The organism is Amycolatopsis sp. NPDC101161 (genome assembly GCF_044768185.1).
In the GTDB taxonomy this organism is placed as follows: Bacteria; Actinomycetota; Actinomycetes; order Mycobacteriales; family Pseudonocardiaceae; genus Amycolatopsis.
Map to the genome: position 1 here is coordinate 981,736 of NZ_JBIWPI010000002.1, position 14,494 is coordinate 996,229.

The window sequence follows — 14,494 nt, forward strand, 5'->3', positions numbered from 1 at the left end:
GAGACTGGGCGGACGCATCCGACTGCCGCCAGACGTAGTACTGGACAACTTCCCGTACCGGTCCCCAGCGAATAAGCAACGACCGCAACCGCGCTCCCATATGACAACGATACGCAGGCGGACACATCATTTGAACTGCGTTGCTCAACTGCAACCGATAGAGGACCTCAGGTTACTTCCGTCCACGTATGCCGAGTTTCGATGGGGTGCACATCTCGACCAGCGAGCTGCGAGGTAACGATCGCCGTCAGCGTCGCCGAGTTGGGGTCGAACCGAAGAGCAAGGCCGAGAGCGCGGTACGCATCGGGCGTCGCCGCGCTGTCCTTGCGTTGGCCTACGCCTGGTAGCCCAGCCAACTGGTTCGTTGCGACCCACGGATCAATCCGCTGCAGGACGGCATCCTCACGGAGATAGACCGTGGCTGGATGGTCGGCCGGCCTCGCTCTGGTCGGCAGCGTCCGAGCGAGGCAGCGGTAGTAAATGCGACCACCGTTGACGGAACCCCCCATTTTGCGGCCACAGAGCGCGCAGCGGATCAGTCCCCGGAAGCGGTACTGGTGCACCGTACGGCGCGCGGCGCGTTCGATCATGCTGCCGCCACGAGCCTTGGCGCGGCGCAGCAGTTGAACTTGGGTGAACGCCGCTACCGAGACGATGCCCGGGTGTGCGGGCCGCTCCGAGCGCACAACATCGCCTGGATCGGCTCGCCGGAACCGAACGGCGTGGCCGGCGGCCACGTCATCGGGGTCAAGCAGGACATCGTGCTTCGTCCAGCGACCGAACACGGCGTAGCCCGTGTAGCGCGGGTTCTCCAGGATCGCGCGAACCGTGCTGGCCTGCCAACCGTCGCCCCGTCGGTGTCGGTTCTGTGCCGGACACCGCGCAGACGGGCACGGGATTCCGTCGCGGTTCAAGGCCGAGGCGATCTCACGGTCGGTGCAGCTCTCCAGGTACTCAGCGAAGATTCGCGCCACGACCACCGCCGCCTCCGGGTCGAGCTCCAGGACCCGTAGCCGAAGCCCTTCGGCGGCTTTGCGCGGATGCGGGTGCGGACCGCCGTCGACCACGACATAGCCGTAGGGGGCGCGGCCGCCCTGGTGTCGACCTTCGTTGCGGACCTGCACGTCCATCGCCGCACGTACCCGTAGCTGGACGTGCCGGCGCTCAGACTCGCTCATCCCTCCAAGCAGGCTCATCAGCATCGCATGCGACGGGTTCCGCGCCTCGTAACGCCCACCCAGCTCGGGCACCCACAGGTCAACGCCGTACGCCGCAAGTCTCGGCGCGGTCAAGGAGAACTGATTGCCGAACCAACATCGGGTTCCCTCGCCGACCACGACGGCGGCCCACCCGCGGCCGCGGTCCTTCAGGTCGAGTAGGAGCTGCGTGGCGGCCGGCCGCCGATGCCATGGCACCGAGCGGGACTCTCCGACATCGAAGTACTCAGCGACAATCTCTCCGCCCCGCGGCTCGATGAACCGGCGGGCGTTGCCGAGTTGCCAGCCTCGCGAGGTCTGCGGATCCTGATTGTCCTCGGTGGAGCATCGGCCGTAGAACGCAGTGGCATCCACAGTCGCATCAACCGGCTTCGCTGCTCCCTTACCCCACAACGCGTCCAAGGCAGCCCAGGGATCATGCTGAACGCTGCTGGTCATGGCCACCTCCAACCGTGCGGCAGTCCGACTCACGCTCGCCGCAGACCCCAGATGCTCAGTGTCGACCCGTGGGAATGACGCTGCCGCGATGTTCACTCCGACGAGTGGCCGTCCCGCGGAGGGCACCTCCGCCAACGGGCGTGGCCGCCCAGGTGCGAAACTGGGTGAAACGTGACGAATCAAGGAGCGCGGCGTGGTCTCTGACGCCCTCGAAGGACCGGTCCCGGCGTCGACCGGACGAGGCCAGCCGATCCTCAGCCTGCTGGACAAGGCCATCGGCGCGCAGGCACCGCTGGTCCAAAAGAACATCGCCCGGGCGCGCCACCGCAACCCAGAGGCAACACCGGCAGAGGTCGTCCGCACCCTGGAGCGGATGTACATCAGCGCCTTGGCGTCAACGGGGGCTGCAGTCGGGGCCACCGCGGCCGCGCCCGCCGTCGGTACGGGGATCGCGCTGGCGCTGTCGGCGGGCGAGTTCTTCTCCTCGCTCGAACTGAGCACCCTGTTCGTGCTCTCGCTCGCCGAGATCCACGGGGTCCAGCTGGACGAGATCGAACGCCGCCGCACGCTCGTCATGGGAATCCTGCTCGGCGAGTCCGGCTCCACAAGCATTGGCAAGGTCGCCGAGCGCACCGGTCAGCATTGGGCCCGTCATCTCGTCGACAAAGTGCCAGCAGCAACACTGCTCAAGATCAACAAGGTCTTGGGCAAGAACTTCGTCACCAAGTACGGCACCAAGCAGGGGATCATCGTGCTCGGCCGGGTGGTCCCGTTCGGCATCGGCGCGGCGATCGGCGGCGGCGCCAACGCCACCGTGGCTGCCCTGTCCATCCGCGCCGCCCGACGCGCGTTCGGCCCGGCACCGCAGGCGTGGCCCGCGGCATCGCCGGATCCCGAGCCATTGATGCCGGACTCTCAGCTTGTTCCTCCTGATCAGTGCCCCTGACCGGCACCGAAGCCAGCTGACTCCCCGACAACTCACCGCTGAAGTTCACTGAGGGGTCGACAGCTGGGACGTGGCCTGCATCGGCGGAGGCCCATCATGGACCTCCGCCGATCCCGGGTTAGGACAGGTGATCCATGAACCAGATGACTAGCTTGATAACTTGAATCACACAGTACACGGCCTTGCATGACCGCCAAGCCCATTTCTTTTCTTTCTCCTTGTCGCTAGACTGGACCCGATTGAACACAACCTTTTCATTGAACTTCATAGTATTTCCTTTCCCAAATAGTACCTCCGACCTGCAGAACCTTCTTGCGTCGGTGCAACCACCATAATCGACTAGCGCCTCGACAAAAAGGGGGTGCACCTCACTTCTGGAACCGGCCGAGTCAAACCATTTAAAGAAAGAAATTTGGAGTTAAAGGTCATAAAAATCTGACCAGCGGGATCAGGTCGAACAGCGAAGGCGACAGCAGACACGCAAGGCACCTATGGTGACTGAGATCACATCTTGGCTAGACGATCGCTGCGCCGAATGGGTGGTGCGCCGCCTAGTTGCTCACCGCGCTCAGCTGTGCTCGTAGAGTGGACGCCGATCTTGGTCATCCACGGGGAGGTGCGATGCCAGACGGCTTTGCTGTCGACGTCGAGGCGCTGAAGAACGCCGGGCTCGGGCTGTCCGATCTACTCGGCGATCTCGACGAGCTGCAGATCGAAAACATCGACTGCGACCGGAAGTTCATCGGGCACACCAAGCTGGCCGACTCGTACGAGTCCTTCACGACCCGCTGGGCACTCGGCATCGAGAACCTGACCAAGGACGGCGAGCAGCTGTCCCGCCGCCTGGTCGACGCCGCCGGCGCCTACATCAAGGCCGACCAGGCGCACGAGCACAAGCTCAAGGGCATCTTCGACGACACCGGCACAGACCCAGGCGCGACGGCGATGAGCGATGGCTGAGCTCGGCGAGACGGACGACCCGAAAGCTCTCGTACCCGGCGAGGCGAAGGAGATCCGAGCGTCGACAGTCCACCTCACCGTGTACGGCGACACCATGATCCGCATCGGCGAGGGCTTCAAGAAACTGGACACCGGCGGCTGGTCGGGACCAGCAGCGGACGCGTACCACGAGCGCACCCACGCCGAACCAGCCCGCTGGCTGACCGCTGGCGACGCCTTCCATGCGGCCGCCGCGGCGATCAATGGCTACGCCTCGACGCTCGACTGGGCACAGGGACAGGCACAACAAGCCATCGACCTGTGGAAACAGGGAGAGGACGCTACCCGCCAGGGCCGCACCGCCTATGACCGCGATGTCGCGGCAGCCGAGCAGGAGGCGGCCTCCCGCGGTGAACCGCCGCCGACCGCGGCGCCCTTCCAGGATCCCGGTGAGTCGAAGCGTGCTCGGGCGCGCTCGCTCCTGCACGAGGCCCGCAGCCAGCTGGATTCGGCGGGCGACCAGGCGGTCGGCCAGGCCGACAAGGCCCAGGCCGGCGCCCCGGAAGAGCCGACGTTCCTCGACGACATCGGTGACGGGCTGACGTCGGCCGCCGAGTTCGTCGGCCACAACCTCGGAGTCGCGCTCGGCGATGTCACGAGCAACGTCATGAACGCGGCCGGCGACTTCGCGAGCGACGTCGTCCACGTCGCCGGGGACATCGTCCACGACCTCGGGGACGGCGTCGGCGGGGTGCTCCGCGACGTCGGCGAGTTGACCGGCTCGGACGACCTGAAGAACGCCGGCACCACCGTCACCTCATCCATGCATGATGCTGCGGACGCCGTCGACCGCGCCGGAGACACGGCCGACCACTGGCTGCAGGAGCGCGGCAACGACGCCAAGGCGTTTCTCAGCGGCGACGAGCCGGAGCCCAAGGGCCCGCACTACGTGATCATCGACCAGGGCGACTATCCCGAAGCCGCCGACCACGCCCGCGAAGCCCAGATGGGCATGTCCTGGCGCGGTGACGAGTCGTTCCCGCGGACCCAGCCGTCCGACGTCACGATCGACCGGGAGGGCGCCGAGGACCGGCGCACGGAGTCGATGAAGCAGGTCCCGCAGACCCGGCCTGGCTACGATCGCGACGAGTACCCACCGGCTGTGTTCCTGGAAGGCGGCGAAGGCTCGTCCGTGAAGTACATCGACCCGTTCGACAACCGCGGCGCTGGCTCCTCGGTGAAGAACCAGATCCGCGACCTGGACAACGGCGAACGTGTCACCATCCTGGTGGACTGACAGATGATCGACCTACGACCGCTCGACCAGCTGCTCGCCGTGGCCCGCGCGCCGCTCGGACCGCGCATCGAGCTGGACCTGGGCCACGACACCGGGCCGCTGGCCGAACTCGCCGAGCTGCTCACGCGGTTGAACGGCTTCACCGTCTTCAACGCCGGGGTGCAGGTCTTCCACGCCGGAACAGCCGGCCTTGGCCCTGAGCTCGCCCGCTGGAACGAGCCGTCGACGTGGAAAGACACCTACGCCGGGCTGGCCGACGGCCTGTTCTGCTTCGGCCAGGACCTCTTCGGCTGCCAGTTCGCGGTCACGGACAACCGCGAGGTCGTCGTCTTTGATCCGGAGACCGCCGACCGCACGCCCATCGGCGCCGGCCTCGACGACTGGGCAGCGTGGTTGCTCGACGATCCGGCGGTCCGCGGCGCCCACCAGTTCGCCACCGCCTGGCAGGACGAGCGCGGGGCACTCGGGCACGACCAGCGCCTGATCCCGCTGCAGATGTTCACCATGGGCGGGACATACGACTTCGATAACCTCGTCGCCAAGGACGCCATCACCTGCATGCGCATCCGCGGCCCGCTTGCCCAGACGATCCACGACCTACCGGACGGAGCTCAGGTACACGTCATGGCTGAACGCACCCCGGCCGCGAAGCCCGGCAGCAAGCAGCTTGCCTACGCCGAACTCGACGTCTTCGCCGACTACAACAGCTTTATGGTGCAGGACGAAACCGCGCGGTTCGATCCGGACCGGGCGTGGACCAAGGCCCTGATCGCGGACATGATCGCGGCACGCGAGGGTGTGATCGGGGTCGGCACCGCACGGAGGATGACAGTCTCCGTCATCCTCGACGTCCGGTCGGAGGCGCCCGACGACAACTTCGACGGCTGGGATCACGTCACCGAGGCCGGCCTGCGCGTGGAGTCGGGGAAGGTCATCGTGTCGATGCTGGACTACAGCGACGCGATTCCGCGAACGGCCGTTCCAGCAGGCGACTACGCGGCGCGTGTGTACGCCAAGGGGTTCGACACGATCTCGAACGACGGTGTACACGGCCAGGATCTCTATCATGTGGTGCTGTGGCCAGGCGACATCAAGAAACCTCGCGTCCTGGTTGGCTACCCGGAGCCGCTGCCAGGAGGCTGATCCGGGCGGCGGCTCGTGCAGTCTAAGAAGCTCAGTCGGCTAGCGGCCGAAAACCGCAGTCATCACCTAATCCCGGAAAGGCATATTGATACTAAGTGCGCGCATGACTGGAAATAAAAGCTTTGACAGCATCGGCGAGCTGACTACTATTTTGCTCGGGAATCCAATGAGTGGCAGAATCCAAGTCCTTGCGCAAGTAAGATCCCGACACCCATTTATCGGTTCGTAAAGCTGCGCGCCTGCTCACAAAACTGTCACATTCACCCACTACGTACAACGTCGGAACAGTGACGCGACCCGTCTTGAAGCCCAGACTAAGGTCCAGCGGCAGGGCTCGATACCAATTGATCGCACTCGTTAATAATCCCGTATCCTTACCAAACGCCTCCGAATAACGTCGCGCTATCGACTCATCCAGCCCGCTCTTCACAAGAAATGCTCGCAATACCTCTCCGTTTCGAGAACGGAGCACAGCCTCTGGCAGCCAGGGAATTTGGAAGAAAATCATGTACCACGAGGAGAGCAGTTGCTTTCCAAATAAGAACGTCTCAACGAACGCCCTCGGATGTGGAGTCGCCACGACAGTCAATGTTGCAATTTTCTCCGGGAAGCGACTTGCTAGCGACCATGCCACCAGTCCTCCCCAGTCGTGCCCAACGAGGTGGACGCGATCAAACTGCCCAGCCAGGAGAAGGGCCTCAACATCTTTCACCAGCTCCGAAATCACGTAGTCTCGCCGGCGCCGAGGACGCGCGCCAGGTGAATAACCACGCTGATCCGGTGCGATTACCCTGAACCCGGACGACACCAGGTCTGCGGCAACTGAGAGCCAAGCGCCAGAGTTTTGAGGGAATCCATGTAGCGCTACCACAGGTTCAGCACTTGAGCGTCCGCTGTCGAGAACCCTAAATGTCAGACCATTTCTCGAATAACTCTTCACGCAACCTCTCTCCCGAACTCGCAGACTTTAAGTTCACTACTAGCACTATATCAGGAACGACTATTCGACACCAGAGCTCGGTATGAGCCTCGGATCGACACCTGCCTCAAGGGATCGCGCACAGCGAGCCATGAACGGCTTCATGATCTCAATTCCCGACAGCCCCGGAAGGCCGCCACAGATTTCGTCGAGCCGCAAATATCCCTCTTGCACAGCATTATCCTGCAGCAGCGGACGAAATATGCGAACCCACCGATCATAGCCGAACAGGTCCACACCGGGTGGCCGCCAGTATTTTTCCAGCACTTCGCGCACAAATCGTTGGCATACTACGCTGCCGGACATAACTGCGATCGCACCTTTGCGATAGAAACGCATGTGGCGACCTTCTTGGCTCGACATCTGCATGAGAATATCCCTGGCAATCTCGTCGTCCAGAGTGCGCGCAAGAGCCTTATACGTGGTGACAGCGATGTACTCCACTGTCGTACCAAGGGCAAAATACGCAGCAAGAGCACCTCTTCGATACAGACTGGTTGCACGAAGCGCAGGCACTGCGACGATCGACCGCCGGTCACGATGAAAGGTGCTGTGGTCAAACGACGACGGCAGGGATGCGTCGCCGGTGTATTTACGAGCGAGTGCTGCGAGAGCCCGACCATGGTCAGCTTCTTCCACCAACCAGACCGAGTTGAACTGCCTAACGGGGTCCAGTCGAGCGGAACCGCTGTGCTTGAGTTTGTTTTGCATATAGAAAGAATCATCCTCGATTCCAGACAAGCCGGCGAGAAGTACGGCCATCTCAGGCCGGTCCTGTTGCCTGACTTGTTCGATCCGTCCACGCCAGTCTATTGGCCCCCAATGTTCAAGGAAGATCTGCAGGTTGTCGTGCAGCGTTTCAACGTAGCCTGGCACAAGATTCACGAAAATCCTCCACTCTATCAAATATGGAACAGAACTAAGAGTAGTGCTATTACGGCAGCAGAGTCGGCGATAAGGCTTATTACGAAGATCGACGTGTCGCGAAACGATTTGAAAGGCAGCGTTGGAACACTTCTGATGACTTCCATTCGCCTTGAGATCGTGTCCTGAATAGCAATTTTCTCATGTTCGGGCAGAGTCGGATCAATCGCCTGCACGGTATTGTCGAGTCTCTCTAGCTCGTCAGCCTTGAAGCGACGAATCGTGCGGCCCACGAACAGGAATGGGAACCCAAGATGAACCGGCAAGCTTACCATCCACTGGAAGGATGCCACAGCCATCGGGCCAACCAGGCTACCCGGCGGCATCGTTATCGCTACACACGCGAGGGCGACGCCATGCATAGCCAACTCAGTATACGTAGCAACAAGAGACTCCCGGACGACTGCCCAACCAAAATAGCCATCAGTATTAACAGGATCGGCCCCAAACCTGATAGCCGACCTGCTGCGCCATAATCCCTCGATAATGCAGTATCCCACGATATTTTGCTGGGTTATTATATATACACCCCACGTTGCAACAATGAAGTACAAGCCGTACCCAAGCACGCCTTTCTCCGGAGATGCCCACCAGTTCGAATAAGCTTCTTTGGCCCAGGTGGCAATGTCTCCCTGACCAGGGTAGAGCGTGTAGAACATACCCGATCGCGATTGCTTGCCTATTAGCTCGACAACAGCTAGGGCAATAACTATGACTATGATCGGCGCCAACCGACCAGCCGACCTTATCCTTCGATTGGCTCGCGACATTTGAGACCGAATGAGAGAGCCGTCATCCAGAAGTTGGATCGCTCCCCTGCCGACCATGCTACTAATGAGGCGCGTATACGTACCCCACTGCTTCCGTATCACAAAGGGCGTGGCTGCAAGTATTACAATTCCAATTGCCGAGTAAATGTCTCGGGTAATTGGAAACCAAGCACTTGGTCCAACACTGCAGTCGCCGTTGAGCGGTTGATCAAACCCGGTCAGCTTTCGAATATCGGCACACAGTCGACCCATGACTACCTGTTGCGGAGGCTGCATGAAGCCGAGAACTATGAGTACAACAATAGTCACAACCACAGGAGCTAAAACAAGCAATGCATCTCGCTTGCGAGATCGGTAGCAGTAGCGCAGGAAGGTAGGCTCACCAGGAAATGGCTGGATGTCGACAACTGAGACTCGCCCATTGCCAGACGGCCCCGATCCGTTTAGGTGAGCCCCGGTGCCAGCACTCTGCGCCGTATTGAAGGCAGCTGAGCCTTGAGAAGTATTCTGATTTGAACTCATGGTTCAGATGCCTCAATCGCGCGGACAGTAGTTAGCCCCAAGGTCGTGCATAGCCGCAACCCTGTTACGCCAGGGCTATGCCCGCAGCCGAACCGTTGCCGGGCCGTCACCCGACTCCAACAATGCTCGACCGACACACTGATCGGCATCCGGCCCAGCCTTCCACCGATGCTGACAGACGAGGATGCGTACCTACGCTTGCAGGCGACCGCCGCTCGCACACGACAGCCACGGCTCTTCGGGCAAGCTCTCCACCATGCCCGATAAGTCCATTTAGCCGGAATCTTGTCCAGCATCTCGGCTCCGAGCGCGAGCCTTGTACTGAACTCTCTCGCTCCCTGACACACCCTGCCTACCTCGATCCAGTACCTTCGTAGGTTGACGGTACGGACGCTCTGTCGCGCGGATGTCGCTCGAAACGAGGAGACCGCCTGCACATGCCCCGAACAGGCAAAACAGCTCATCAGCAACGCGCAGAGCGAGCCGCTGGCCTGTATCTGAGGGAGCTCCTGTCGGCGCCAGGGCCGGCTCGGGACCGGTGGGAAGCGCTGGCCGACGAGATCCGCCCCGGTGAGATCACTCAGGCTGCCGTGTGTCAGGTACTCGCGCTTTACATGTGGGACCAGGCCATCGAGCCGGACGGAAATAAGACTCTGCCGCGGAAGCTCAAGGATCCTGTCAGCAAGGCCCTGCGCGGTCTTGGCATGAGTCCTCGCCTACTGCGGTGTTTCCTTGGCGCCTTCATGTTCTCCGATAAGGCTGTGACGCACATTCGCGCACTGTATCGGGGAGATCGGCGACCAAGCGTCATCGTAGGGGTGCTGCCATCACCTGATCAGATGCCTGAATACCGGGCACATGACTACGAAACACTTAAACTGCAAGAACACCACTGGCTGGGGGCGGACGGACTTCCTTCACGACACCGCACGGAAATCATGATCCGAGCGCGTGTTGACGGAATATCGTCATATCAGTACCGCATTGATACTCCCCATGCTCGCGTTAGAGCGGTTCGCGGCGGAGAAGGCGGGGCCCTTCATCAGCTGGGACCAGATATCTGGGCAGTCGATCTCAAGTTTCCCCATACACTGAAGGCCGGGGAGGAGCACTACATCGAGTTCTGGACGCTCCTTAAGTACGACGTCGCACCTCCGCCGGAGATGCGACGTGGCAGTCATGAACGAGTTGAGCACCTCGATATACGAGTCGAATTCCATCCCGATAAGTTGCCTAGGAGTGTCTTCTGGGGCGAGTGGGCTCACTACGCCGGGCCCGGCAACAAGCTGATTGATCGCGATGAACACGTACTTGATGAACATTTCGCCGTGCACCGATATGTCGAAGCGATCGAACGGTCGGTGGTCGGCTTTTATTGGGAGTGGTGACATACTAGCGCTCAACATACTGGAGCGTATCGACTACTTTTCATTGTGATTATGAGCCACGCGCCCGGAGTTCATTTTCCAGCACCCACACGAACGCCGCGCCCGCCCGCGGGAAGACCCAGCCGTCAAATCCCACATCGATCGTCCTAGCTGGCGCCGTCGCGGGCGACCGCTCGACGCGCGAGGCGCCCGGGCTGGCGAAGTAGTCCAGCACGTTGACGTGCCGGATGCCCGCCTGCCCGTAGTTGAGCTGGATACTCAGCCCCTTGGTCGGCCGAGGCATGTCGAGGTACAGCAGGTGACCGTGGCGCTGCACGAGAATCCGGTAGGTGTACGAGATCGTCACTTCGTTGCCCGTCGTTGCAGCCTTGCCGAGAGCGACCGTATACACCTGCGCGCCACGACGGACAGTGCGCCGAACAGGCCGTTCCTTGCCATCAACAGCGAACTGGACGAGCTCGAACGTGTCCTGCGAACTCGCGTCGAGAGTCCCGACCTTCTCGAACATCCACTGGCCGGCGACCGTCGGATCGCGAAGCAGCTCCCGGTACTCCACCTGGTCGCTGGTGCTGACGAACCGTAGGGTCGGTGCGGTTGGCGTGACCTCGTACTCCCAGCGGATCGTGGCGACGAACATCGAGTCCTTGCCCTCGGTCGGTCCGCCATCCCAGGGACTGAGGGACACTGACACATCGACGTTGCGCCATCGCTCTGGCGAGCGGATGACCTGTTCGCGCAGGTCAGCGTAGGCATCACGGGCAAGCTCGGCGTCGCCGAGCCGGAGCCCGATCGCGTTGGCCGCGATCTTGTCGAGCGTCTCGTCCGACGCGATGCTCCGAATCGTCTCGGGCTCGAACGCGAAGCTGTCCAAGACCACGTCGCGGATAGCCGGCGCTTCCTGCCGGATGGCATGGCGGAGCTGTTCGTTCGTGCGGGCCGCGGTCTCCTTACGCGCGTAGTACTCGAAGATGACCGCGATGACACCGGCGCTGAGCAGCGCACTGCCGATCTCGCCAGTCGGCCAACCCACGAGCCAGCTCAATACCGGCACCGCATCGACCAGGTGCGACACGGCGATCAAGGAGACGCCGAGGAGCGCAGTTACCAAGCCGGCGAGCCGGAGCTTGGTCTTGTAGAGCTGGTCAAGCAGGTGGTTCATCTGCCACTTATTGTACCAAGCTTTGTTTTCCGGTTGAATAGCAAAACGCGAGGTCCTGGACGAGTACAGCGTCCAGGACCTCGCGCTTCTCGGTCTGCGCGGTCGGGTCAGCCGCCGGTGCCACCGCCACCACCGCCACCGAACGTGGTCTTCTGCATGTCGTCACCTCCCCTCAAAAGTGCTGGTAAAAGGCCGATTCCCTCGACCGACGGCGACAATATCCTATTTTGGGATATTGGCAAGGGTTACGGTCCGCTACCCGTCGTGGACAAGTCGATCTACTCTGCGGAGTACCAGCGGCTCTGCGCGCTCCTCCGCGAACTGCGCCACGAAGCCGGATTGACGCAGGTGCAGGTCGCCGAGCGGCTCGATGAGCCGCAGTCCTTCGTGAGCAAGTACGAGGCTGGCGAACGGCGGCTCGATGTCGTCGAGCTGCACCAGGTCGGGGCGGCACTCGGGACCACCGTCGTCGCGATCCTCCAGCGCCTCTGGCCCGAGGGCTGACCCTTCTGCCTGACCTCAGCGTCCGGTATCTGGATCAAGTTCCGCGTAGGCGAAGCCGCCCGACCTCCGCGCAGCGAGGGACTTGTCGAGCTGCGACCACAGCCGCGGCTTGAGGAGAGGCTTCGCCTCGGTCAGTGTCACGAATTGCAGGCCAGCGAGTTCCTCGTCGGTCAGACGCAGGTTCGCCACCGCCGCGTCGTCGAGCTCGCCGCCGTCGAAGAGGAACACCAGCTGGTCGTCCCACGGTCCGTGCTGCGGTACCCACTCGACCAGCAGCAGCCGGCCGACCGTCAGCGTCAACCCGAGCTCTTCGCGCAGCTCCCGCTCGGCAGCAGCTCGGGGCTTCTCGTTCGCCTCGACCATCCCGCCGGGGATGTCCCAGCCTTCCTTGTAGGTGGGATCCACCAACAGGACGCGGCCGGACCGGTCGGTGATCAGGACGTCGGCAGCGACACGCTTGCGCGCCTGCTTGGCGTTGCCTTCGGCGAGGTACGCGAAGCGGGCCTCGTCGTCCTCAGTCACACCGGCCACAACGTGTCGGATTCCGGCGCAGCCGCAGGTTGCAAGACATGAGAGCAGTCTGCCAGGAACAGCCGTACGGCGGGAACTGAGCGGTGGGGCTTCAGCGACGCTTCGAGGTCGGCGAGTCGACTTCGCACGCGCTTGGAGGTCAGCGACCCGGCCACCGCACAGATCTCGCGGCCTAGCGCGGCCGCCTCGTCGATCTCACCGCCACCGGCGAGTACTTCAGCGAGCGTCAGCTGCCCGAACGCCCGGCTTCGCACGCGGTCGCCGACGCGTAGCTCAAGTACGCGGCGTGCCTGTCGTTCGGCCTGACGTCGGTCGCCGAGGGCGTCGTAGCAGAGGGCTGCCTCGCTGGCGAGAGAGGCTTCGTCGAACTGACTGATCCATTCTGCCGGTGCGTCTTCGTCCAGCCGCTCTAGGACGTGTTCCGCGTCCATGAGGGCTCGGCGGCTGGCTTCAGCCTCGCCTTGCATGGCGAACCCGCGGGCGCTCATGGCGTGCAGCCGAGCTGACAGCCGCTGCCGGGCAGGACCGCGCTCGGCATGCGTCAAGCCGACCTGGGCGATCCGGACGGCGTCCGTTGCCTGGTGGAGCTGGCCGGCGAGGTGGCTCATGCTGGCGCAGATGTTGGCCAGAAGCGCGGGGTGATCCGCGGCTTTGGCGAGCCGGTACGACTGGCTGAAGTGGCGCTGCGCGTGCTGGTCGCGGCCACTGTCGTGAGCCATCCAACCAGCGATTTCGGTCAGCGAGGCGGCCGCCTCGAACAAGCGCTCGCCCAGGATGTCGCTCGCCGGATCGAAGAGCCGCGGACTGATCTCGGTCTGCAGGTAGTGGACCACGGTGGAATAGATCTGGCCGCCGCCGACCTTCCGGTCCGCCACCTGGAATGCGGTGGCCATGGCCTGGATGGCGGCGAGGTCAGCTTGCCGATCTGGCCGAGGCGGTTGGGCGGGGCGAAGGAATTGTACGTCGGCCTGCGGCGGACGTCGCCGCTCTTCGACGCGAGCGACCGCGACTTCGCCGGGTTGCTCGCTGCGAGGATCGGCCTCTGCGTACGTCTGGCCTTCGCGCAGCAGTTCCTCGAGGCGGTCTGCGCTGACGTTCAGTACAGCGGCCAACTTGGGTCGCTTGTACGGCAATGGCTCCGTCTTCCCGGATTCCCAGTTGCCAACCGTCTTGACGTCGACGGTAAGAGCCTCAGCGAGCCGTTCCTGTGTGTAGCCAGCTGCCCGCCGTGCTCGTGCCAGTTCGTCGCGCTTGGCGACCATACGTACCCCTCCGTATGCGGTCCGTGCCGCCTGGCCACATTACCGCAGGTCAGCCCCGTTGGTTGCCGGTCTTTTTCGCCAACTTTCCCGATCTTTGCCCTGGAATCCCTTCGCAGCGTCGACCAAGGTCAGGAGCGGCATCCGGCGCTGGGGCAGCCATCCCTCGCCTCCGGGACCGCAGGTCTCCTTCCCTTGGGGAAGCCTCGCTACCTGCGGTACAAGGCCCCTGGCGTCGGATGCCGCGCCACGATCGATGACAGAACGGACGGAGCGGTCACCATGGCCGTACGAACGATCGACCTGCACACGGGCCCACGAGTGTCCTGCGCCTGGCAACGACGGCTTAACCGGCTGTCGGCCACGGCCGGTGAGCGGATCCCCGAGCCCGTGCAGCTCTACAGCCTGATCACCCTGACGTTCGTGCTACACGAGCCGGATCCCGCGAGCGGCGCCTGCGCTTGCTGCACCGCCGTCT

13 protein-coding genes are annotated in these 14,494 nt (G+C 62.8%); 6 read left to right on the top strand and 7 right to left on the bottom strand.

What is annotated here, in order from left to right; all coding sequences use genetic code 11:
• Positions 1-167 precede the first annotated feature (167 nt).
• Entirely contained in the window at positions 168-1,655 is a 1,488-nt protein-coding gene (locus ACIRSS_RS15780; RefSeq protein WP_400895207.1) for a recombinase family protein, read from the bottom strand.
• 193 nt (positions 1,656-1,848) lie between these two features.
• Here ACIRSS_RS15780 and ACIRSS_RS15785 point away from each other — a divergent pair, with 193 nt between their 5' ends.
• The 4 genes from ACIRSS_RS15785 to ACIRSS_RS15800 all read left to right on the top strand — a co-directional run bounded on the left by ACIRSS_RS15785 (position 1,849) and on the right by ACIRSS_RS15800 (position 5,980).
• Entirely contained in the window at positions 1,849-2,601 is a 753-nt protein-coding gene (locus tag ACIRSS_RS15785; protein WP_400895210.1) for a hypothetical protein, read from the top strand.
• A 621-nt stretch (positions 2,602-3,222) separates the two neighbouring features.
• Entirely contained in the window at positions 3,223-3,561 is a 339-nt protein-coding gene (locus tag ACIRSS_RS15790) for a hypothetical protein (protein WP_400895212.1), read from the top strand.
• Complete coding sequence (locus tag ACIRSS_RS15795) at positions 3,554-4,837, top strand: putative T7SS-secreted protein (protein WP_400895214.1); 1,284 nt, start codon at positions 3,554-3,556, stop codon at positions 4,835-4,837. Before ACIRSS_RS15790 ends, ACIRSS_RS15795 begins: the two co-directional genes overlap by 8 nt.
• Before the next feature lie 3 nt (positions 4,838-4,840).
• Positions 4,841-5,980 carry a hypothetical protein gene (locus ACIRSS_RS15800; RefSeq protein ID WP_400895215.1) on the top strand — a complete coding sequence of 380 codons (1,140 nt, stop codon included), beginning with the start codon at positions 4,841-4,843 and terminating at the stop codon, positions 5,978-5,980.
• Between the two features lie 91 nt (positions 5,981-6,071).
• Here the strand turns inward: ACIRSS_RS15800 and ACIRSS_RS15805 are convergent, their stop codons facing one another.
• Genes ACIRSS_RS15805 through ACIRSS_RS15815 form a run of 3 tightly spaced genes read right to left on the bottom strand, consistent with a single transcriptional unit; the run spans position 6,072 to position 8,542 of the window.
• Complete coding sequence (locus ACIRSS_RS15805; protein ID WP_400895217.1) at positions 6,072-6,920, bottom strand: alpha/beta fold hydrolase; 849 nt, start codon at positions 6,918-6,920, stop codon at positions 6,072-6,074.
• 60 nt (positions 6,921-6,980) lie between these two features.
• Entirely contained in the window at positions 6,981-7,844 is an 864-nt protein-coding gene (locus ACIRSS_RS15810; RefSeq protein ID WP_400895220.1) for a hypothetical protein, read from the bottom strand.
• Positions 7,845-7,861: 17 nt separating this feature from the next.
• Positions 7,862-8,542: a hypothetical protein gene (locus ACIRSS_RS15815; RefSeq protein WP_400895222.1), complete on the bottom strand. Its 681-nt coding sequence runs from the start codon at positions 8,540-8,542 to the stop codon at positions 7,862-7,864.
• A gap of 1,070 nt (positions 8,543-9,612) precedes the next feature.
• Between ACIRSS_RS15815 and ACIRSS_RS15820 the strand changes: the two genes are divergently transcribed.
• The gene (locus ACIRSS_RS15820; protein ID WP_400895224.1) at positions 9,613-10,563 is read left to right on the top strand and encodes a hypothetical protein; all 951 of its coding nucleotides are present in this window, start codon (positions 9,613-9,615) and stop codon (positions 10,561-10,563) included.
• Between the two features lie 49 nt (positions 10,564-10,612).
• Here the strand turns inward: ACIRSS_RS15820 and ACIRSS_RS15825 are convergent, their stop codons facing one another.
• A complete protein-coding gene (locus ACIRSS_RS15825; protein ID WP_400895226.1) occupies positions 10,613-11,722 on the bottom strand; it encodes a hypothetical protein in 1,110 nt (369 codons plus the stop codon).
• Positions 11,723-11,986: 264 nt separating this feature from the next.
• Between ACIRSS_RS15825 and ACIRSS_RS15830 the strand changes: the two genes are divergently transcribed.
• Positions 11,987-12,226, top strand: a complete 240-nt coding sequence (locus tag ACIRSS_RS15830) for a helix-turn-helix domain-containing protein (protein WP_400895228.1) — start codon at positions 11,987-11,989, stop codon at positions 12,224-12,226.
• 15 nt (positions 12,227-12,241) lie between these two features.
• Here ACIRSS_RS15830 and ACIRSS_RS15835 read toward each other — a convergent pair whose 3' ends face one another.
• Both ACIRSS_RS15835 and ACIRSS_RS15840 read right to left on the bottom strand, forming a co-directional pair.
• Entirely contained in the window at positions 12,242-12,748 is a 507-nt protein-coding gene (locus ACIRSS_RS15835; RefSeq protein ID WP_400895230.1) for an NUDIX domain-containing protein, read from the bottom strand.
• On the bottom strand, positions 12,745-14,019 hold the full coding sequence (locus ACIRSS_RS15840; RefSeq protein ID WP_400895232.1) for a helix-turn-helix transcriptional regulator: 1,275 nt from the start codon (positions 14,017-14,019) through the stop codon (positions 12,745-12,747). The genes ACIRSS_RS15835 and ACIRSS_RS15840 overlap by 4 nt, the downstream gene beginning before the upstream one ends.
• Positions 14,020-14,494 lie beyond the last annotated feature (475 nt).

What these genes read in the sequence shown, in the direction of transcription:
- ACIRSS_RS15780 (WP_400895207.1), bottom strand. Translation starts at nt 1,655, where the DNA reads ATGACCAGCAGCGTTCAGCATGATCCCTGGGCTGCCTTGGACGCGTTG.
- ACIRSS_RS15790 (WP_400895212.1), top strand. Translation starts at nt 3,223, where the DNA reads ATGCCAGACGGCTTTGCTGTCGACGTCGAGGCGCTGAAGAACGCCGGG.
- ACIRSS_RS15795 (WP_400895214.1), top strand. Translation starts at nt 3,554, where the DNA reads ATGGCTGAGCTCGGCGAGACGGACGACCCGAAAGCTCTCGTACCCGGC.
- ACIRSS_RS15800 (WP_400895215.1), top strand. Translation starts at nt 4,841, where the DNA reads ATGATCGACCTACGACCGCTCGACCAGCTGCTCGCCGTGGCCCGCGCG.
- ACIRSS_RS15815 (WP_400895222.1), bottom strand. Translation starts at nt 8,542, where the DNA reads ATGTTCTACACGCTCTACCCTGGTCAGGGAGACATTGCCACCTGGGCC.
- ACIRSS_RS15820 (WP_400895224.1), top strand. Translation starts at nt 9,613, where the DNA reads ATGCCCCGAACAGGCAAAACAGCTCATCAGCAACGCGCAGAGCGAGCC.
- ACIRSS_RS15825 (WP_400895226.1), bottom strand. Translation starts at nt 11,722, where the DNA reads ATGAACCACCTGCTTGACCAGCTCTACAAGACCAAGCTCCGGCTCGCC.
- ACIRSS_RS15840 (WP_400895232.1), bottom strand. Translation starts at nt 14,019, where the DNA reads ATGGTCGCCAAGCGCGACGAACTGGCACGAGCACGGCGGGCAGCTGGC.